Here is a 19,836-nt window from a genome sequence, read left to right on the forward strand (position 1 = left end):
GACGGTTACCGATGTGGACGATATGGATGATGCCCGTCTTCCTTACGAGCAGCCCGCTGGTCGACCGTTGGGTGTTTATCGCCCTGAACACCTCGATGTCCGACGGACGGCGGTTTGACCGGACCCGGAATGGCCGCCGGCCGCGCCTTGAGCCGACGGAGGAAATCCGCCTGTTCCTGAACGGCCATGGGGATCGTCCCGAGGTTGACCACCGTGCCGCCACAGCTGGTCGGGAAGTTGTTCAGCGTGCATCCGACCTCTAGCAGCTGATTGGTGTTCGTTCGGATGGTGACGAACACGTTCGCGCTGCCCTGGATCGTGACCGACGCACAGTCCACCGTCACGGCGCCGAAGGCCGAGGTGAAGTTGGTGAGCGGCGTGGGCGTAGGCGGACTCGTCGCCTCGTTGACCGTTTGACCGAACACCTTCCCGTTACGAACGGCCACGACTGCCTTCGTCTGGCCCTGTGCCGCCGCCGTAGCGACGCACACGGACGGCCCCGTCGCACCGGTAGCACCAGCGGCACCAGTTGGACCGGTCGGACCGGTCGGACCCGCGGGACCTGTGGCAGTCGGACCGGTCGGACCCGTGGGACCCGTGGGACCTGTGCCACTGGGACCTGTGGGACCCGTCGCACCGGTGGCTCCAGTCGCGCCGGCGGCACCAGTGGATCCCGTCGTTCCATTACGACCACTTGGACCGGTCGGACCCGTAGGGCCTGTTGCGCCCGTGGCACCGGTGGCCCCGGTCGCGCCGATCGCACCAGTGGGTCCGGTGGGTCCAGTACCACCAGTTGAACCGGTGGGACCAGTGGCACCCGTGGCACCCGTGGCACCGGTGACTCCAGTCGCACCAGTGGATCCCGTCGGACCAGTACCACCAGTCGGGCCGGTCGGACCCGTCGCACCTGTGGCTCCAATGGGGCCGATCGCGCCAGTCGCACCAGTTGCGCCGGTGGCACCGGTGGACCCCCTCGGACCAGTACCACCAATTGAACCGGTCGGACCAGTGGGACCCGTGGCGCCGATGGCTCCAGTCGCGCCAGTCGACCCCGTAGGACCAGTACCACCAGTCGGACCGGTGGGACCTTTCGCACCAGTCGCACCAGTCGCGCCCGTGGCTCCAGTGGGGCCCGTGGCACCGGCAACACCGATCGGCCCCGTCGGACCAGTACCACCCAACTGCCCTCTCGGCCCCGTCGCGCCGGTCGCTCCGGTCGCGCCGGTGCGACCCTTCGCCCCCCGCTCTCCTCCTGGGCCTATCTCTCCGGGATCCCCTTGTAGGCCTCTCGCCCCCGGCTCTCCCGGCGGCGCCATAGGCCCTTGCTCCCCTTGTTCTCCTTTCTCCCCTTCCGGTCCTTCTGGTCCTCGAAAACCGCGGAAGCAGGAGCCATCTGGGCAGAACAGGTGGCGGTGGCAGCGAAAGAGATGGTGGTGACGACGGTGAAGGTGATGAGGAAGACAATCGAGGCCATCGAGGACTTTCGCGCTGGGCACCAGCCGACCGTCGGGGAGGGCCTTGAAAGGCTGCTCGGTGTTGGCCAGTGCCGGCCGACAAAGAATCGACAGGCCACTGACTATCGCAGCCGAAAACAGCCAGGGCCGCCCCCTGACAAACCAGCCCGAAGCCCCTTTGCTCCCGCGAGATTTCAACGCGCTTCCTTACCTCTACTCACATCCCGAACGAATCGGAACTCTTGGGTGGCCACAGATACGGCAGCACGCTGATACCCAACGAGCGGTATGGGGAATAGCCTGACAATCTCTTGATCAAGCAAGCGGGAATACGATCCGCCACCTCGACGAGACACTCATCAAGAATGGCCTGACCCACTGGGATCACCAGGACATCGCGGACTCGATCCACAACCGGACGCCGATCCGGTCCAACGCCCCGGCCGCTTCAGCGACGATCGCGGTCCCGCCGCACCGGCTCGGCCATCTCGCCGGGCCGTACGCGTGGAACATTTCCCACCACGACTTCCTGATGCACGAAGCCCAGCCCCGTACACCTGGGAATATAGGGCTTTGACTTATATAAGCCCTCGTCGATAGCGTACGCGAATGCACGCGTTCGATGTGCTGGGCGATCCGGTTCGCCGCAGGATCCTCGAGTTGCTCGCCGATGGCGAGATGACCTCCGGTGCGGTCTGTGCGGCGATCCAGGAGGAGTTCGGCATCTCCCAGCCGGCCGTCTCTCAGCACCTCAGGGTGTTGCGCGACGCCGGCTTCGCCACCGTGCGCCCGGACGGCGCACGCCGCCTCTACACGGTCAGCTCCGCCCCCCTTCAGGAGGTCGACGCCTGGCTCGAGCGGTTCCGGCGGTTCTGGGCACCGCCGCTCGACGCGCTCGCGACCGAGTTGGCCCGCGGCAAGCGCGAGCGCCGCCTCCGCGACTCCGAGGAGAAGGACGAAGCACCATGATCGACGTCAACCATCAGATCAACTCGGTCCGCCGGAAGGTCGGCAGCCGTACGCTCGAGGCCGGTGAGGCGCGCACCGTCACCATCGGCCAGACCTACGACGCCTCCCTCGACGACGTGTGGGACGCCTGCACGAATTCGGAGCGCATCCCCCGCTGGTTCCTGCCCGTCTCGGGCGACCTGCGCGTCGGCGGCCGCTACCAGCTGGAGGGCAACGCGGGCGGCACGGTCGAGCGGTGCGACCCGCCCAAGAGCTTCGCCGCGACGTGGGAGTTCGCGGGGCAGGTCAGCTGGATCGAGGTCCGCCTGACGGCCGAATCCGACGACAGGACGCGCTTCGAACTGGAGCACACCTCGCACGTCGACGACCATTGGGAGCAGTTCGGCCCCGGGGCGGTCGGCATCGGCTGGGACATGGGAATGGTCGGACTGGCCCTGCACCTGTCGTCCGGGCGGGCCGCCGACCCGCGGGAGGGCATGGCATGGGCCGGGTCGGACGAGGGCCGGCGGTTCATGACGCTCAGCAGCGAGAAGTGGTGCGACGCGTACATCGCCGCGGGCGCCGGCGAGGCCGAGGCCCGCGCCGCGGCGGCCCGGACGATCGCCGCCTACACCGGCCGGCCGGAGGCCTCCTGACCCTCGGCCCGCGGGCGGTCGTCCGCGCCCGGACGGGTCGGCACCCAGAACCGCAGCACGACGCCCCGCTGGTCCTCGAGCACACCGCCGTTCTTCTCGATCACTTTGCGGGAGGCGACGTTGTCCGCATCGCAGGTGACCAGCGCGGACTCGATGCCGAGGTCGTACGCGAGCGGGAGCGCGGCCCGCAGCATCCGCGTCGCGTGCCCGCGCCCGCGGGCCGACCGGCGAACGTCGTAACCGATGTGGCCGCCCATCTCGCGCAGATACGGCGTGAGCCGGTGCCGGATCGCCAGCCGTCCGAGGTATTCCGCGCCGTCGACCCACCACAGCGTCGTACAGGGCACGAACCCCTGCGGCCGCGGCGTGTCCTCCAGCGCCTGGTCGCGGAGCCCGCGCGTGTACTCCGCGAATCCCGCGGGCGTCTCCCACCTGCCGCCGGACTCCCGGATCTCCCGGCCGACCATGCTGGCATCATCCGGGGCACCGCGCCCCTCGGCGCGGAACTCGGCCATCGCGGCGAGGAATGAGGCGTGGACCCGCTCGGCGGGCGCGATGAACATCGGCATGCCCGCCGTTCTACCGAAGCGCACCACCGGACGCATCCCATTTCCCACGTGATCGGGAGATGCCTCCGTCGGTCACGGTCACCGGTAGAACACCGCCACTCCGCCGTGGTGTGAGCACGCGCCCTGGTGGTGGGCGGCGTACGAGTAGGTGCCGTCGTTGCAGCGCGCCGTCGCACCGGCCGGGTGGTCCGGCACCTGGGGAGCCGCGTGATGGTGCCGTACGGTCGCTCGACGCGTCGTCGGCGAGTGCGGCCTGCGCGTGTGCGGTCGACCGCTTCCGGCCCGGGTCGTCGGCGTCGACGACTCCGCCGGCGCGGACGGCTCCGATCCGCTGGTGGGCGAGCCGACCGGGGTGGTGGACTCGCCAGGCGAGGCGGACGGCGTGGCGGCTCCGCCCGCGCTGGTCGCGGTGGTGCCGCATCCGCCGAGCAGCAGCGCCGCGGCAAGGATCAAGGCCGGCGTCCGGTGACGCATTTCGATCTCCCGTCGTAGAGGGTGCGTGTTGGACGGGCGCCGGCCGACGCGGGTTGGCGGAAAACACCGCAGTTGGCGGCATATGGCCAATTCGGGGATGTTACGTAACGCCGCAGGGCGTCCGGGCCGGACGGAAATTCACGTGCGGTCGAGCGCCGCGGCCATCAGGATCCGGATATGGATGGACATCAAGTCGCGCCGGAGATCGTTGACTACTACGCATCGGCGTACGACGAGTCCGCCCGCCTGTCCTCGACGGGGCAGGGCGAGCTGGAGTTCATCCGGACGCAGGAGCTGCTCCGGCGGCATCTGCCCGCTCCCCCGGCGTCGGTGCTCGATGTCGGCGGCGGCCCGGGGACCCACGCGCGCTGGCTGGTGGGCGACGGCTACGACGTCCACCTGGTCGACCCGGTCGAACGGCATCTGCGGCAGGCGCGCGCCGCGTGCGACTGCACCACCGAACTCGGGGACGCCCGCGCCATGCGCGCCGAGGACGGGTCCTTCGACGTCGTCCTCCTGCTCGGTCCGCTCTACCACCTGGTACGGCGGGCCGACCGCGTCCAGGCGCTGCGGGAGGCACGGCGGGTCCTGCGACCGGGCGCGTTGATGGCGGCGGCCGCGATCAGCAGGCACGCGGCACTGATCGACCTGGCGGCGGCCGCGCGCCTGACGCCGAGCACCGCTCCGATCGTCCGGGAGTCGCTCGACTCCGGATGTCACAGCCGCGAGCTCGGCTTCACGACCGCCTACTTTCACACGACGAACGAGCTTCAGTCCGAGGTGACCGACGCCGGCTTCACCGACGTCGACCTCTTCGGGGTGGAAGGCCCGGCATGGGCGGCCCTCAGGGGGATCACCATGCACACCGGGGAGTCCCTCGCCGGATCGGCGCATGTCGCGTCCGCCGTCACGGCCGCGCGGATGACCGAGTCCGACCCGGCACTCATCGCCGCGAGTTCGCACCTGATCGCCTTCGGCAGGGCGCCGAAAGGCTGACGCACGGCCGGCAGCCGCCGCTTCAGGGGACCGGGTCACCGACCCAGCCGGTGGCCGTCACCACGTCACGAGCGATGTCCAGGACCGACCGCTCGTCCGTCGTCACCCGCACCGTGTCCGAAGGCACACGCGCGTCGAGCAGCCGGGATTTGCTCATGCTCGCCTCGAGGCCCTCCTGCAGCTCCGATCCGAGCTCCCGGCCCGTCAAGCGTGCGTCCGCAGTGGCGTCGGACGCCGTGAGCAGGACGCGCACGATCCGCACGTCCCCTCCCATGGAACGCTCGAACATGCCGGTCGTCTCGGCCAGCACGCAAAGGGTGTTCACGTAGATGAGGCGGCGGTGGCCGAGAGCCGCGAAGTTGGCCCAGATCGCGCTGAGGTTGCGTTCGGTGATCCGCGACCGGTCCGGGTCGCACGGGGGCGCCGGATGCACCTGCCCCATGAAGTCCCCGTCGATGATCGCATGAGGGACCTCGGCAGCCCGCAACCGCGCCGAGACCTCCCACCCCACCGTGGTCTTGCCGACGCCGGAGCGTCCTCCGATGAGCAGTGCCTGCGCCTGATTCATGAACGCAGAATGGCGGTCCGCGGCCTCCTCACGCGATCGATATTCTCCGCCACGTCCACGCGAGCCGCAGACGGTACGCCTCACCGGCCGCCCAGGACGGCGAGTCCCGCCGCTCACACCCGGGTGTCACCACGAGAGCGAGGACGCCTTGTCGTTGAACTTATTGTTCCGGAAGGACTTGTCGCTGCTGTGGGGTTTCGCCACGTAGCCCGCCTTGCCGGTGCAGTTCATGCCCGCATAGAGCCACACTTTGAATTTCTCGGAGTTCTTCATCGAACTCGCGTTTCTTCGGAAGTGAGGAGAGATGTTCAAGCAGCCATGGCGACCACTGATCGGAAAGGTGACGCCCTCTCCACGGTAGTTCTCATTCGTGTACAGGCAGAACCAGGGACATCCCTTGACACGAACCGGAGCGGCCGAGGCCGAACCCACCAGACTCAAGGAGCTCAGCGACAAGACGCTTACCGTGACAGCGATTGCTCGTTTCATGCGCATCCCTTTATGCGGGGGCACCCCCATCCTTGTCGCGAACGCGATACCCCCGGAGGCGGTTCCATCGACGCTAAAGGATCTCCTCGTCGAGGGACAGAGCCAAGGGAACCAATTTCGGCCCCCGCGGGTAGTGCCTGGGTCCTATCCGCTCGCGTTGGTCGTGTAACGATGCTCCCCGCCGCTACCGGTGAAGCGCGGCACAGGTCACGCGTCGCCCCGCGCACACGTGACCTGACGTTCCGCCAGAGCGACTATCCGGGTAGTGCTGCGGCGATCTGTGGCGTGAGCAGGTCCCGCACCTCGGAGTACGCCAAGGTGATCCCGTAGTAGGGGCATTCGCTTCCCACATGCGACCAGCTGAGGACCATTCCCTTGGCCGTGAAGAACGCCGAGACACGCGCCGGATGCGGCTGTGACGAAAAGACCGGCGCACCCGGGTAGAAGTCCTCGCGCCGCAGGGGCGGCTGAACACATACCTGATACAGACCCTGGTCGGTGACATGGGGAGTCACCCGCTTCAGCAGCGTCGCCAGCCCGCTCGAGGTGAGCGTCTCGGGCCGGAACACGTCGTCGGCGGTCAGCGCCTTCCCCGTGCGCAGGTCGACGGTGGCGTTGACCCGGGGCATTTGGAAGTCGAGGGGGGCGCAGAACGTGATCGGGAGCGCGTACTGAACCGATGCCAGGCGCGGCCCGCTCATCCCGACCTCGGGTCGTGCGCGCAGGACGGTCGGCTTCGTGCATGGCGGTTCATGCTGGGCGGACGCCTTCTGCATCGCCGTGATGGCCCAGTCGAGAGGAGCGAACAGCCCCTGATCGATCTTGCGCTGCACGGCGGCGTCCCGGACGCCGCTCACGTGGGCGTAGCGCGCGTCGCTCAGGTCGAGGCCGGTGACGGGGCGGTTGTAGGAGGCCAGCTCGACCCGGATGGGCGCGGCGGCGGCGGTCTTCGTTTTCTTCGGCTGGCTCAGGACGATGGCGGCGGTCGTCACCGAGCCCGCCACCACGACGCCGGTGGCGATCGCGGCCGCCTTCATCCCGGCGTTCGTGCCGAGGACCTTGGTGAGCGCGCCGCGTCCGCCGGCCGTGGCGGCCTTACCCGCCGTGGCCGCCTTACCCGCCGCACCGGCCTTACCCGCCGCACCGGCCTTACCCGCCGCACCGGCCTTACCCGCCGCACCGGCCTTACCCGCCGCACCGGCCTTGCCCGCTGCGGCGCCGCCCGCATGGCCGGCCGCGCCCGGAGTCGTACCCGCGACGAGAGCCGCGAACGGGAACAGCGCGGCGAGGCCGGCCGCGGCCTCGGCCAGCCGCCTCCAACCGTTGGACTCCCATTCGGGCCCGTACTCGGCGGCCGCCGCAATGGCCAGCTCTTCGGCGAACTTCAGCGCGCTCGGCGGCCGGTCGGCCGGGTCTTTGGCCAGGCCTCGGTAGATCAGCGCCTGGATCGGCGGCGGTGCCTGATCAGCGGGAATCTCACCGCTCGTGTGCTGCGCGCGGTAGGCCTCGGTCGTATCGCCCGGGTACGGCCTGCGGCCCATCACGCATTCGAAGAAGACGCACGTGGCGGCGTACACATCGGTGGAGGGCGAGGCGGGCGCCCCGGCCCACTGCTCCGGTGCCATGTACGCCGGGGTGCCGATGATCTGGCCTGCCGCGCCAGAGCGCACCGCGATGCCGAAGTCGATCAACTTGCTATGGCCGTCACCGTCGACCATGACGTTGGCGGGTTTGTAGTCGCGGTGGACGACACCCACGTCGTGCGCGGCCCAGAGGCCGAGCAGCGATCCCTTCAGCACCGCCAGGGCGGCCTCCGGTTCCAGCGTGCCACCCTCGTCGAGCAGCGCCCTGAGCGACACCCCGTCGATCGCCTCCATGACGATCGCCGCACCCTGTGGCCCCTCGACGTACTCGAAGAGGCGGACCACGTTCGGGTCGTCGAGACCGCGCAGGATCCGCGCTTCCTCTCGGAACTCCGTGCGGAAGCGCTCGTCCGTAACGGTCAGGTACTTGATGGCGACATGCGTGCCCGAGGCCTCATGCCGAGCGAGCACGACGCGGCCGAAACCGCCTCGTCCCAGCTCCCGAAGGGCGACGTATCCGGGAAGTGACCATTCGTTCACAGGTCAATAATGATCTACTCAACGCCGGCGCCATGCGGAAATTGACATACCCTTGGGATCTTTCCCGCGCGGTCATGCGGTGAAAGCGGTGGTGAGTTCGTGGCGGCCGTCGGCGGTCGTCTCCCGAGCGTTGACGGAAAAGGTTTTCCGATCTAGGTTCCGAGCCAGCCCCCGACCCGCGGAGAGACCACGATGCGCGGAAGACCCCTGCCGCTCCTGGCCGTCCTGACCGCCCTCCTGACCACGATCCTCTCGGCGACGGCGGCCGGCGCGACGTCGACGACCGCAGGCTCGGCGGCGACCCGTGCGTCCGTGTCCGGCCCGGCTCCAGCAAGCGCGACGGCGACACCGACCCGGCACACGATCACCTACGACCACTACTCGCTGCTGATCGACGGGAAGCGGCAGTACATCTGGTCCGGGGAGTTCCACTACTTCCGGCTGCCGAGCCCGGAGCTGTGGCGGGACATGCTGCAGAAGATCAAGGCGTCCGGATTCAACACCGTCTCGCTCTACTTCAGCTGGGCCTACCACTCCCCGGCCCCGGGAAAGTACGACTTCACCGGCGTCCGCGACGTGGACCTGCTGCTGCGGATGGCCGAGCAGACCGGGTTGTACGTCATCGCCCGGCCGGGTCCGTACGTCAACGGGGAGCTGGACGCCGGCGGGTACCCGGGCTGGCTGCTGACCCAGAAGGGCCGGGCGCGCAGCGCCGCCACGGACTACACGGCGGCCTACCGCGAGTGGCTCGCGCACATCGACCCGATCATCGCCCGGCACCAGCTGACGAACGGGACCGGGTCCGTCATCCTCTACCAGGTCGAGAACGAGTACGACGGCTCGGACGCGACGTACATGACGCAGCTCGCCGAGCAGGCCAGGGCGGACGGCATCACGGTCCCGATCTTCCACAACGACAAGAAACGCCAGGGCAAGTGGGCCTCCGGAGCGGGCGCGCCCGATCTGTACGCCTCCGACACCTACCCCGGCACGTCGGTGACCGACTACTCGTTCATGCGGAGCTTCACGGGGCCGAACCGGCCGCTGTTCTGGGCGGAGTTCCAGGGCGGCTGGTTCCAGCCGTGGGGCGGCGGGTCGTACGAGGACAACCGGACGAAGTTCGGCCCGTCGTTCGAGCGCATCACGTACGGGAACAACATCGATAATCACTTCACGCTGCAGAACCTCTACATGCTGTACGGCGGGACGAACTGGGGCTGGCAGGCCGACCCGAACGTCGTCTACACCTCGTACGACTACGGCGCGGCGTTCGACGAGTCCCGGCGGCTCACCGCGAAGATCCCGGTGCTCAAGCAGCAGGGGTACTTCGTGGAGTCCGTCGAGCCGTTGCGCAAGACCGACGACCTGCCGGGCCAGCCGGAGCACTCCGGCGCGGCGGTCCACGTGGACGCCGACCGCAATCCCGACGACGGCACGACGTTCTACTTCCTCCGGCACGAGGACATCAAGCAGACCACCGACGACGCGACCACCCTGCGCGTCGAGACCTCCGACGGGGCGTACACGGTGCCGCAGCAGCCGGGAACGGCGATCCACGTGAACGGGCCGGACTACAAGATCCTGACCGCCGGGTACACGATGGACCGCCAGCGCCTCGTCTACTCCACGTCCGAGATCATGACGCACGAGGACCTCGGCGACCGGGACGTCGCGCTGCTGCACGGCCGTAAGGGAGAGGCCGGCGAGACCGTCCTGCGGTACGCCTCACAGCCGCGCGTCGACGTCCTGGCGGGCGACGTACAGGCGACGTGGTCCGGGTCCGACCTTCGGCTGAACTACACGCACGACGGGCTCGCCCGGGTGCGGATCAGCGGCGGCGGGCGCGCCCCGCTCGACCTGCTGCTGGCCGATGACGACACCGCCTCGACGTTCTGGCGGCCCGGCGGGAACGTCCTCGTACGCGGGCCGTACCTCGTCAAGACGGCCGAGCGCGACGGCGCCACGCTGCGGCTCACGGGCGAGACCGAGCAGGCCGGTCCGCTCGAGGTGTTCGCGGGTCCCGGCGTGCGCACGGTCCTCTGGAACGGCCGGCCGGTCCGCGTCGCCCGTACGGCGTCGGGGTCGCTGCTGGGTACGGTGCCCGGGCCGCGCGCCGTGAGCCTGCCCGCGCTGAACTCGTGGCGGTTCCACGAGGACACCCCCGAGGCCGCTCCCGGGTTCGACGACTCGGGCTGGACGGCCGCCGACCATCAGGCGACGGACAACCCGACGCAGCCGAAGACGCTGCCCGTCCTGTACGCCGACGACTACGGCTTCCACCACGGCGACGTCTGGTACCGCGGGCGCTTCGACGGCACGGCGGCGGGCATCTCCCTGACCGCCGGGACCGGCAAGGCCGGCGTCTGGTCGGTGTGGCTCAACGGGACGTTCCTCGGCACGGTGTCGACCGGCACGGGCGGGCAGAACTCCAGCCGGGACTTCACCTTCCCGCCGGAGGCCCTGGGCGCGCACAACGTCGTCTCCGTCCTGGTCCGGAACATGGGCCACAACGAGGACGGCGGAAGCAACGACGCGCAGAAGAACCCGCGCGGCCTGCTGTCGGCGTCCCTGACCGGGTCCGACGCGGCCGTCGCGTGGCGGATCCAGGGCGGCGGGAACGAGGCGGTGCGCGGCCCGCTGAACAACGGCGGCCTGCACGGCGAGCGGGCGGGCTGGACGCTCCCCTCCTTCTCCGACCGTACGTGGCCGCGGGCGACGTCACCCGGCGGGACGCACGCGCCGGGGATCGCGTGGTACCGCACGCGGGTGCGGCTCTCGCTGCCGAAGGGTCAGGACACGCCGCTCGTCCTGCGGTTCGCCGGAGGCCAGGCCGCCCGCGCACTGATCTTCGTCAACGGCTGGAACCTCGGCCAGTACGTCGCCGACCTCGGCCCGCAGCACGACTTCGTCCTCCCGCCCGGCGTGCTCCGGACGAACGGCGTCAACACGGTCGCCCTCGGGGTCTGGTCGTACGACGGCACCGGCGGTCTCGGCACGGTGACGCTCGAACGCGCGGACGGAGCCCGGTGACACGAACGGAGCCCGGTGACACGGACAGCAGGCCGATGACACGGACGGAGCCCGGTGGCGCGGACGGCGGCCCGGTGGCGCGGTCAGTCCACGTCGAAGGACTCCCGGTAGTAGCGGATCTTGTCGCGGAGGTGCTGCTGCTGGGCGCGGAGTGCCTCGATCTGCCGGTCGATGCGCTCGTCGTGGGTCTCCAGCACGGCGACGCGCTCACCGACCGTCTCCGCGCCGCCCCGCGCGAGTTCGGCGTACCGCCGCATCTCCACGATCGGCATGCCCGTGTCGCGCAGGCAGCGCAGGACGCCGAGGAAACCCACGTCGTCGCTGCTGAAGCGGCGGCGGCCCGCGGCCGTACGGTCGATCCGGTCGAGCAGGCCGATCTTCTCGTAGTACCGGAGCGTGTCGATGCTGAAGCCGGTCTTCTCGGATGCCTGTGCCGGTGAGTAGAACGTCACGGACCGATGATCACACCTGGAGCGCACTCCAGGTCAAGCTCCAGGTGCTCCGGCTTGACCTGGAGTGCGCTCCAGAATGCAGAGTCGGACGCGTCCCCCGACGACTCCTTGAGAGGACATGACGATGCGACGACTCACGCTCGCCGACGGCACCGGCGTCAGCGCCCTGTGCCTCGGCGCCATGTTGTTCGGCACCCGGACCGACGAGAAGACGGCGTTCGCCCTCCTCGACCGTTTCGTCGAGGCCGGCGGCACCCTGATCGACACCGCCGACAACTACGCCTTCTGGGAGGAGGGCGGCGCGGGCGGGGAGAGCGAGATGGTGCTCGGCCGGTGGCTGGCCGACCGCGGCGCCCGCGACCAGGTGGTGATCAGCACGAAGGTCGGGGCGCAGCCGACCGTTCCCGGCACGAGCTGGCAGGAGAGCGGCGAAGGCCTCTCGCCGGCGGCGATCCGGTCGGCGATCGAGGGGAGCCTGCGCCGGCTGGGCACCGACCACGTCGACGTGTACTGGGCGCACGTCGAGGACCGGACCGTACCGCTCGATGAGACCGTCGATGCCTTCGCGTCGCTCGTCGAGGAGGGCAAGGTCGGCGTGCTCGGGGCCAGCAACCACGCCATGTGGAAGGTAGAGCGGGCCCGGTCGACGGCGCGGAGCCAGGACCGCCCCGGCTACACCTGCCTCCAGCTCCGCCACTCGTACCTGCGACCCCGCCTCGACGCCGCCGACCCGGACTTCCACCTGTTCGGGAACGTCGACGCGGAGACGCTCGACTATGTCCGCAGCGAGCCGGACATGAGCCTGTGGGCCTACAGCCCGCTGCTGAGCGGCACCTACACGCGTCCGGACCGGCCGCTGCACCCGTCGTACGACCACCCGGGGACGCCGGCGCGCCTCGCCGCGCTCCAGGAGGTGGCGGACAAGACCGGGGCCACGGTCAACCAGGTGGTGCTGGCCTGGCTCATGGGCGGGGACCCGCCGGTCATCCCGGTCATCGGCGTCAGCTCCGTCGAACAGCTCGACGACGCCCTGGGAGCGGCCGACCTCGAACTCGACGAGGACCTCCGCCGCCGCCTCGACGAGGCGGACGGCTTCGATCGGTGATGTCCGTTCCGGCCGAACCCTGCCAGCGGCCGGCGCGCTGTGGTGGGGGCTGAAGACCGACTGCCGACAGCGGAGATCGCGATTTGGCTACGGCAGGGACGGCCTGTCGGGTGCGCTGGTGGCCCGGATGAAGCGGGTGCCCCACTCCTGGACGTGCGCGGCGAACTCCGGCGGCCCCAGCACCTCGAACTCGGCGCCCACATTGCCCAGCGCCTGGGTCGGCCAATCGAAAGAGGTCGAGGTCATGGTGATCCGGCAGGTGTCGTGATCGAGCGATTCGATCGTGCCCCACTGGCCGACCGCCTGCCGTACCCGGGCCGCAGGGGCGTGGACGAGCGCCTCGACCGTGTACGGCGCCGGGGCTCCGCTGGCTGCCTGGACGAAGGCCGCGGCGCCCCCGGCCGGGAGCGGACGCGGCCGGAATCGCGTGCCGGTCCCGGTCGGCCCGGTCAGCCGGTCCAGGCGGAAGCTGCGCCAGTCGTGCCGGGTCAGGTCGTAGGCGACGAGGTACCAGCGTCCGCCGAGGGCGACCACGCGGTGCGGCTCGACCTCGCGCTCGGTGGGGGCGGAGCCCCTGGCGGTGTAGCAGAAGCGCAGCCGCTCCTGGTCGCGGCAAGCCTGGGCGACTGCGGTGAGCACCTCCGCCGCGACGACCGGCCCGGACGCGCCGACGGAGAGGGTCATCTCCCGCAGGACGTCCACCCTGGCCCGCAGCCGGGGCGGTAGGACCCGGATCACCTTGGTGAGCGCACGCAGCGCCGGTTCCTGCATCCCGGCGATCCCGCTCTGCGCCGCGTCGCCGATGCCCACCGCGAGGGCCACCGCCTCCTCGTCGTCCAGCAGCAGCGGCGGCAGGACGGCGCCGGGCGCGAGCTGGTAGCCGCCGTCGGTCCCCCGGGCCGCGCTGACCGGATAGCCGAGCTCCCGCAGCCGGTCAATGTCGCGGCGCAGGGTCCGCTCGGATACCCCGAGCCGGTCAGCCAATTCCAGGCCGGACCAGTGGCGGTGGGTCTGCAGCAGCGAGAGCAGTCGGAGGGTCCGCGAGCTGGTGTTCGCCATACCGCCATCCTCGCCTGGCTTCCGGTCAAAAACTGGCCGGAAGCCTCTCTAGAGTCGATTTCACAGGCCCTACCGGCATGAGGACTGAGAAATGATCAACCGTGAGATCCAGCTGACCGCCCAGATCGTCGGCACCCCCACGCTCGACCACTTCACTGTCGCCACCACCGAGGTGGACGGCGAGGTTGTGGTGCGGACCGACCAGGTAGGGCTCGCCGCGACCTACCTGGAGTTGATGCGTGCGGACTGCACCCTCCCGGTACCGGCCTGGCAGCCGGGCCGGCGGGTGGGCGTGGCCGCCATCGGCACCGTCGTCCGGTCCGACAGTCCTGAGCTCGCGGTTGGCGACCTGGTCCAGTCGATGACCGGCTGGAGCGAGTACTCGGCAGGCCCAGCCGCCCAGTACACCAAGCTCGATCCCATCGCGGACCCCGGCCACTACCTCGGTCAGGGGCCGACCGCCTACTACGGGATGGCCGACGTGGCCGGCGTCGGCGAGGGCGACGTGGTGTTCGTCTCCGGCGCGGCGGGCGGGGTGGGCTCGCTGGCCGGGCAGATCGCCAAGTGCCGGGGCGCGGCGCGGGTGATCGGCAGCGCCGGCAGCCCGGCCAAGGTCGACTATCTGGTGAACGAGCTCGGCTACGACGCGGCCTTCGACTATCACGACGGCTCGCCGGCCGACCGGCTCCGAGAGCTCGCACCCGAAGGCATCTCAGTGTTCTTCGACGTCGTGGGCGGCGAGCAATATCAGGCCGCGCTCCAGGCGGCCAGGGCCGGCGCCCGCTTCGCGCTGTGCGGCTCGCTGTCCAGCCAGCTCGGCGATGCGGCGGACCGCTTCCCCAAACCCGACCCCGCCGCGGCCCAGGCCAGGGGCATCGAGCTGCTGCCGTTCTCCTGCTACCACACCCCCGACCAGATCGCCGCCTGGCGGGAACACTTCAGCACCTGGCTGGGCGAGGGCCGCTTCGTCTACCCGCAGACGGTCGTCAAGGGCGAGGTCGAAGACGTGCCGGAGGCGTTCTTGTCCCTGCTTCAGGGCTCCTACCGGGGCAATGTCTCGGTGCGGCTGTCATGACGACTCTCTCGAGCAGGGCCCTGAACCGGGCCCTGCTGGGCCGTCAGTTCCTGCTGGACCGCACCGATCACACCCCTGTGGAGGTGATCGGGCATCTGGTCGCGCTGCAGGCGCAAGAGCCCAACTGGCCCTACGTCGGGCTGTGGAGCCGGATTCACGACTTCACCCACTCCCGGCTCACCACACTGCTGCAGGACCGGAAGGTGGTCCGCTCCGGCCTGCTCCGCAGCACCCAGCACCTCACCGCGGCCGACGACTTCCGCCGGCTCCGGCCGCTGCTGCAGCCCGTGCTGGACCGCACCGCCCACTCGGCCTACTTTGCCCGCAACAGCGCGGGCCTGGACACCGCCTCGCTGGTCGCCACCGGGCTCGAGCTGCTGGCGGGCGGGACGACACCGCGAAAGGAGCTGGCCCGACGGCTGGCCGAACGCCACCCAGGCCGCGACGGGCGCATCCTCGCCGGAGAGGTCGAGCTCAGAACCCCTCTCATCCACAGCCCGGCCACCGGCACATGGGGCTCCTGGGGCACCCGATCGGCCGTCTCCGTCACGCCCGCCGAGACCTGGCTCGGCCGGCCCATGGCCCCGGCGACCGCCAAGGACCTCGTCCGCCGCTATCTGGCAGCGTTCGGCCCAGCCGGGATCATGGACGTGCAGGCCTGGTCCGGGCTGACCCGCCTTGGCGAGATCGTCTCCGACATGCGCGCCGAACTGCGCCACTACCGCGGCCCCGACGGCAGGGAACTGATCGACTTGCCAGACGCGGAACTGCCCGACCCCGACACGCCCGCCCCCGTACGGCTGCTGCCCGCCTTCGACAACGCCCTGCTCGGCCACGCCGACCGGACCCGCATCATCAGCCACGAGGACCGAAAGCGCGTGATGCCCGGCCAGGCACGAGTACGGCCCACCTTCCTCGTGGACGGCCGAGTCCACGGAACCTGGTCCCTCGACGGCGAAACCCTGCACCTCACTCCGTTCCGCCCCCTGTCCGCGACCGACCGGGCCGCCTTGGAGCAGGAGACGGAGCGCCTGCTGCCGTTCGTGGGAGGCAAGAACGTGTCCTACAGCAGCCCGATCGTGACCCAGTCGTCCTGACCATCCGCCCCGGCATCGACCGCTGGAACCAAGCCAGACGCGGTAAGCACGGGTCACTGGAACACGAGCTGCAGCGTCGGGGCTCGCCTACCGGCACGGCCGCTTCTACGTCGGGTTCGACGTCGGCGGCGGCATGGGGGTGATCCGGGCGTACGACCACTCCTGGACCAGGCTCAAGGAGACCCGGCCGCTGGCCGTCTGCGCGGCGCGACGGCACGCGCGTAGGCCACGCGGCCGTCAGGCGGTGGGGATCTTCTCCAGGAGGGCGGCGAGGCCGGCGGCGTCGAGGAGGTCGGCGGGGCGGATCGTCCGGTCCGCGGCGACGTAGTGGAACGCGGCGCTGACCTTGTCGAGCGGGACGTCCGCGAGCTGCGCCCAGGCGATGCGGTAGGCCGCGAGCTGCACGGACACGACGCGGGCCTCCTCGCCGGTGGGCGGGCGGCCGGTCTTCCAGTCGACGACCTCGTAGCCGCCGTCGTCCGTGCGGAACACCGCGTCCATCCGGCCCCGGATCAGCCGGTCGCCGACCATGGTCTCGAACGGCACCTCCACGTCGTGCGGCTCCCGGTTCGCCCAGGCGCTGCGCTCGAACGCGGCCCGCAGCGTCTCGAGCTCGCTGTCGGCGCTCGCGCCCTCGTCGGAGGCACCGGGCAGGTCGTCGAGGTCCAGCAGCCGCTGCTGGCCCCAGCGGGACTCCAGCCAGCGATGGAACGCGGTGCCGCGCCGGGCGTACGGGGCCGGGGGCCGGGGCAGCGGCCGGCGGATCTGGCGGGCCAGCGCCGCCGGGTCGCGGGCCAGCGTGACCAGCGACGACACCGACAGGTGAGCGGGCAGGTCGACGGCGAGACCGTCGACGCCGCGCGCCCGGTCGCGCTCGGCCAGCAGGAGCTCCACGTCGCGGGCCCACGCGGAGGCGCGGCCGCGGTCGCGTGGCGCGAGCGGGAGGTAGCCCAGGCGGAGCCGGCCCTGCATGGCGTCGTCGACCATCCGGGCGCCCTCGGCGACCGCGTCGTACCGCTCACCCTCCGGGAGTGCGGGCCAGGAGGCGGTGTCCTGCTCGGCGAGCAGCGGGTTCTCCTCGCCGACCGGCTCGTCGGCCCAGTAGCCGACCTGGCCCGCGCCGCCCTCGCACGCCTCCCGGATCTCCTCCAGGAACGGCGAGGCCTGCAGCGGGCGGCTCGCGGTGCCCCAGCGGTACCCCGTCGCGATCAGCAGGTGCCGGGCGCGGGTCACGGCGACGTACGCGAGGCGGCGCTCCTCGCGCAGGTCGCGGTCGGCGGTGGCGGCGTTGAACTCCTCGACGTCGTCCTTCTGCAGGCCGTTCAGCGGCGGCAGGTCGGCGCGGTCGCCGCGGAGCGGGTACGGCAGGGCACGGGCGTTCGTGGTCCACCGGGAGGAGTTCTGCGGCCGGGCGGGGAAGACCGAGCCGGCGCCGGGCGCGCCGTCCTTCGTCGGGCTCCAGACGAGGCCGGGGATGGCGACGACGTCCCACTCCAGGCCCTTGGCGGCGTGCACGGTCAGGAGCTTGACGCTGTTGGTCTCGCCCACGCGGCCCGCCTCCAGGCCGAACTCCTCGGACTCGGCGGCCTTCAGGTAGGCGAGGAACGCCCCGAGCGTCGGATCCTCCGCGTCGCCGGCGAAGGACGCGGCGGCGTCGACGAACGCGTCCAGATCGGCGCGGGCGGTCACCGGGTCCAGGCCGGGCCGGGAGGCGACCTCGATGTCGAGGCCGAGGGTGCGCTCCACCTCGGTGACCAGGTCGGGCAGCGGCAGGCCGACGTGGCGGCGCAGGACCCGCAGCTCGTCGCGGAGACGTTCGAGCCGGGCGTACCCCTCGTCGCTGTACTTCTCGGCCGGACCGGGGTCGTCGAGCGCGTCGACGAGGCTGCCGTTCTCGTGGTTCAGCTCCTGGACCACCTGCCGGAGCGGGTCGGCCGCGTCGAACTGCGCGCGCGGTTCGCCGGCGCCGGGCGCGCCGTCCCCCCTCGTCTGGTCGCCGTTCCCGGCGCTCGTCAGTCCAGACGACGCGCTCGGTTCGATGGCGCCCGCTTCGCCGGCGCGGGAGCGGGCGCCCAACGCGCCGTCTTCCCTCGTCGCTCCGGTCGCTTCGCTCCCTGCGCTCCTCAGTCCAGACGACGCGCGCCCGCTCTCGGGGGTTTCGGCGTCCGATCGGGGCCCGGCGTCGGGGTCCAGGTCGCGGGCGCCCTCGCGGGCGAGTTCGCGGGAGCGGCGGCCGAGGGCGACCAGGTCGTGCGGGCCGAGGCGCCAGCGCGGGCCGGTGAGCAGACGGGCCAGGGACGCCCCGGCCGTCGGGTCGTGCACGACCTTGAGGGTGGCGACGACGTCCTGCACCTCCGGCACGGTGAGCAGCCCGCCGAGACCGACCACCTCGACGGGGACGCCACGGGCCTCCAGCGCCGCCCGGATCAGCGGGAACTGCGCGCGCTTGCGGGCCAGGACGGCGACGTCGGCCGGCTGGAGACCGGGCCCGTGCCGGCTCGTCTTCTCCCAGGCGTCGCCGTCCGGGGCGAGGTCCTTCGGCTGCCGCAGCAGGCGGACGATGCGGTCGGCCAGCCGCTCGGCCTCGTCCTCGACGGTGTCGAGCAGCCCGCACTCGACGCGCCCGCGCGCCTGCTGTGCCGCGCCCGGCCACAGCCGGGGCACGTCCTTGGCCTCCTCGCGCAGCTCGCCCTGGATGCGGGCGGCCGCGTCGAGGACCCGTTCGCCGTTGCGGAAGCTGGTCGACAGCTGCCGCATCGGCGCGGGACGCTCGCCGTACGGGAAGTCGCGGACGAAGCCGAGGAGGTTGCCGGCGCTCGCGCCTCGCCAGCCGTAGATCGACTGGCAGGGGTCGCCGACGGCCGTGACCGGATGCCCGCCGGCGAACAGCGACTTCAGCAGCACGAGCTGGGCGTGGCTGGTGTCCTGGTACTCGTCGAGCAGGACGGCGGCGTAGCGGGACCGCTCGATCTGGGCGACCTCGGGGTGCTCGGCCGCGATCCGCGCGGCGAGCGCCATCTGGTCGCCGTGGTCGAGCACCTCCCGCTTGGCCTTGGCCCGCTGGTACGCCTCGACCAGCGGCATGAGCTGCTCGCGCACCGCCTGCGCGGTCGCGATCGAGCCCTGGTGCTTCTTGGTGGGCTTCTTGACCTCGGCGTACCGCTCGTTCAGCCAGCCGCCCAGCCGCCGTACGTCGTCGGGGGTGCGCAGGTGCTCCGACAGCTCCCCGGACAGCCCGATGACCGCCTTGGTGACGGTGTCGGGCCCCCACTCGACGGCGTCCATCGGCCCGTCGTACGCGTCGACGGCGCGCGCCGCGATCTGCCAGGCCACCGCCGGAGTGACGAGCCGCATCGTGGGCTCCAGCGCGGCGCGCAGCGCGTGGTCACCGAACAGCCGCGCGGCGTACGCGTGGTACGTCGACACGGTGGGCTCGCCGTCGAGGATCTGCGGGTCGATGATGTCCTCGTGCTCGCGCAGCTGGTCGAGCCGGCGTCGTACGCGCTCGGCGAGCTCGGCCGCGGCCTTGCGGGTGAACGTCAGGCCGAGCACGCGCTCGGGCCGGATGAGCCCGTTGGCGACCAGCCAGACGACACGGGCCGCCATGGTCTCGCTCTTGCCGGACCCGGCTCCGGCGATGACCGCCATCGGGCCGAGCGGCGCCTCGATGACGGCGGCCTGGTCGGGCGTCGGCTCGGGCACCCCGAGCCGGTGCGCCAGCTCCTGAGGACTGATCACGGC

16 protein-coding genes are annotated in these 19,836 nt (G+C 71.0%); 7 read left to right on the plus strand and 9 right to left on the minus strand.

What is annotated here, in order from left to right:
• Positions 1 to 5 precede the first annotated feature (5 nt).
• Positions 6 to 446, minus strand: coding sequence for a hypothetical protein (locus ACYVF7_RS49455; RefSeq protein ID WP_460353524.1), 441 nt, complete (start codon positions 444 to 446; stop codon positions 6 to 8).
• A gap of 1,617 nt (positions 447 to 2,063) precedes the next feature.
• On the opposite strand from ACYVF7_RS49455, the gene ACYVF7_RS49460 reads away from it, so the two are divergent.
• Positions 2,064 to 2,423 (plus strand): ArsR/SmtB family transcription factor, encoded by a 360-nt coding sequence (locus ACYVF7_RS49460; RefSeq protein WP_460353527.1) that lies wholly within the window; start codon positions 2,064 to 2,066, stop codon positions 2,421 to 2,423.
• Positions 2,420 to 3,058 (plus strand): SRPBCC family protein, encoded by a 639-nt coding sequence (locus ACYVF7_RS49465; RefSeq protein ID WP_460353529.1) that lies wholly within the window; start codon positions 2,420 to 2,422, stop codon positions 3,056 to 3,058. The genes ACYVF7_RS49460 and ACYVF7_RS49465 overlap by 4 nt, the downstream gene beginning before the upstream one ends.
• Here the strand turns inward: ACYVF7_RS49465 and ACYVF7_RS49470 are convergent.
• Positions 3,031 to 3,627, minus strand: a complete 597-nt coding sequence (locus tag ACYVF7_RS49470) for a GNAT family N-acetyltransferase (protein ID WP_460353532.1) — start codon at positions 3,625 to 3,627, stop codon at positions 3,031 to 3,033. The genes ACYVF7_RS49465 and ACYVF7_RS49470 overlap by 28 nt on opposite strands.
• Before the next feature lie 78 nt (positions 3,628 to 3,705).
• Positions 3,706 to 4,101 (minus strand): DUF3761 domain-containing protein, encoded by a 396-nt coding sequence (locus ACYVF7_RS49475; protein WP_460353534.1) that lies wholly within the window; start codon positions 4,099 to 4,101, stop codon positions 3,706 to 3,708.
• 177 nt (positions 4,102 to 4,278) lie between these two features.
• Here ACYVF7_RS49475 and ACYVF7_RS49480 point away from each other — a divergent pair, with 177 nt between their 5' ends.
• The gene (locus ACYVF7_RS49480) at positions 4,279 to 5,097 is read left to right on the plus strand and encodes a class I SAM-dependent methyltransferase (RefSeq protein WP_460353535.1); all 819 of its coding nucleotides are present in this window, start codon (positions 4,279 to 4,281) and stop codon (positions 5,095 to 5,097) included.
• Between the two features lie 22 nt (positions 5,098 to 5,119).
• On the opposite strand, the gene ACYVF7_RS49485 is transcribed toward ACYVF7_RS49480, so the two are convergent.
• The 3 genes from ACYVF7_RS49485 to ACYVF7_RS49495 all read right to left on the minus strand — a co-directional run bounded on the left by ACYVF7_RS49485 (position 5,120) and on the right by ACYVF7_RS49495 (position 8,277).
• Complete coding sequence (locus tag ACYVF7_RS49485) at positions 5,120 to 5,665, minus strand: hypothetical protein (RefSeq protein ID WP_460353537.1); 546 nt, start codon at positions 5,663 to 5,665, stop codon at positions 5,120 to 5,122.
• A gap of 126 nt (positions 5,666 to 5,791) precedes the next feature.
• Entirely contained in the window at positions 5,792 to 6,154 is a 363-nt protein-coding gene (locus tag ACYVF7_RS49490) for a peptidase inhibitor family I36 protein (protein WP_460353540.1), read from the minus strand.
• Between the two features lie 254 nt (positions 6,155 to 6,408).
• Positions 6,409 to 8,277, minus strand: a complete 1,869-nt coding sequence (locus tag ACYVF7_RS49495; protein ID WP_460353543.1) for a serine/threonine-protein kinase — start codon at positions 8,275 to 8,277, stop codon at positions 6,409 to 6,411.
• A gap of 192 nt (positions 8,278 to 8,469) precedes the next feature.
• Between ACYVF7_RS49495 and ACYVF7_RS49500 the strand changes: the two genes are divergently transcribed.
• Entirely contained in the window at positions 8,470 to 11,307 is a 2,838-nt protein-coding gene (locus tag ACYVF7_RS49500) for a glycoside hydrolase family 35 protein (protein WP_460353544.1), read from the plus strand.
• A gap of 83 nt (positions 11,308 to 11,390) precedes the next feature.
• Here the strand turns inward: ACYVF7_RS49500 and ACYVF7_RS49505 are convergent, their stop codons facing one another.
• Positions 11,391 to 11,759, minus strand: a complete 369-nt coding sequence (locus tag ACYVF7_RS49505) for a MerR family transcriptional regulator (RefSeq protein ID WP_360900365.1) — start codon at positions 11,757 to 11,759, stop codon at positions 11,391 to 11,393.
• 124 nt (positions 11,760 to 11,883) lie between these two features.
• Between ACYVF7_RS49505 and ACYVF7_RS49510 the strand changes: the two genes are divergently transcribed.
• Positions 11,884 to 12,864, plus strand: a complete 981-nt coding sequence (locus tag ACYVF7_RS49510; protein WP_460353547.1) for an aldo/keto reductase — start codon at positions 11,884 to 11,886, stop codon at positions 12,862 to 12,864.
• Between the two features lie 87 nt (positions 12,865 to 12,951).
• On the opposite strand, the gene ACYVF7_RS49515 is transcribed toward ACYVF7_RS49510, so the two are convergent.
• Positions 12,952 to 13,923, minus strand: coding sequence for a helix-turn-helix transcriptional regulator (locus ACYVF7_RS49515; protein WP_460353549.1), 972 nt, complete (start codon positions 13,921 to 13,923; stop codon positions 12,952 to 12,954).
• Between the two features lie 91 nt (positions 13,924 to 14,014).
• Here ACYVF7_RS49515 and ACYVF7_RS49520 point away from each other — a divergent pair, with 91 nt between their 5' ends.
• Both ACYVF7_RS49520 and ACYVF7_RS49525 read left to right on the plus strand, forming a co-directional pair.
• Entirely contained in the window at positions 14,015 to 14,998 is a 984-nt protein-coding gene (locus ACYVF7_RS49520; RefSeq protein WP_460353551.1) for a zinc-binding dehydrogenase, read from the plus strand.
• Entirely contained in the window at positions 14,995 to 16,095 is a 1,101-nt protein-coding gene (locus ACYVF7_RS49525; protein ID WP_460353552.1) for a winged helix DNA-binding domain-containing protein, read from the plus strand. The genes ACYVF7_RS49520 and ACYVF7_RS49525 overlap by 4 nt, the downstream gene beginning before the upstream one ends.
• 237 nt (positions 16,096 to 16,332) lie before the next feature.
• On the opposite strand, the gene ACYVF7_RS49530 is transcribed toward ACYVF7_RS49525, so the two are convergent.
• The gene (locus ACYVF7_RS49530; RefSeq protein WP_460353554.1) at positions 16,333 to 19,833 is read right to left on the minus strand and encodes an ATP-dependent helicase; all 3,501 of its coding nucleotides are present in this window, start codon (positions 19,831 to 19,833) and stop codon (positions 16,333 to 16,335) included.
• Between the last annotated feature and the right edge of the window lie 3 nt (positions 19,834 to 19,836).

The sequence above is a fragment of the Actinoallomurus acanthiterrae genome, assembly GCF_054775715.1.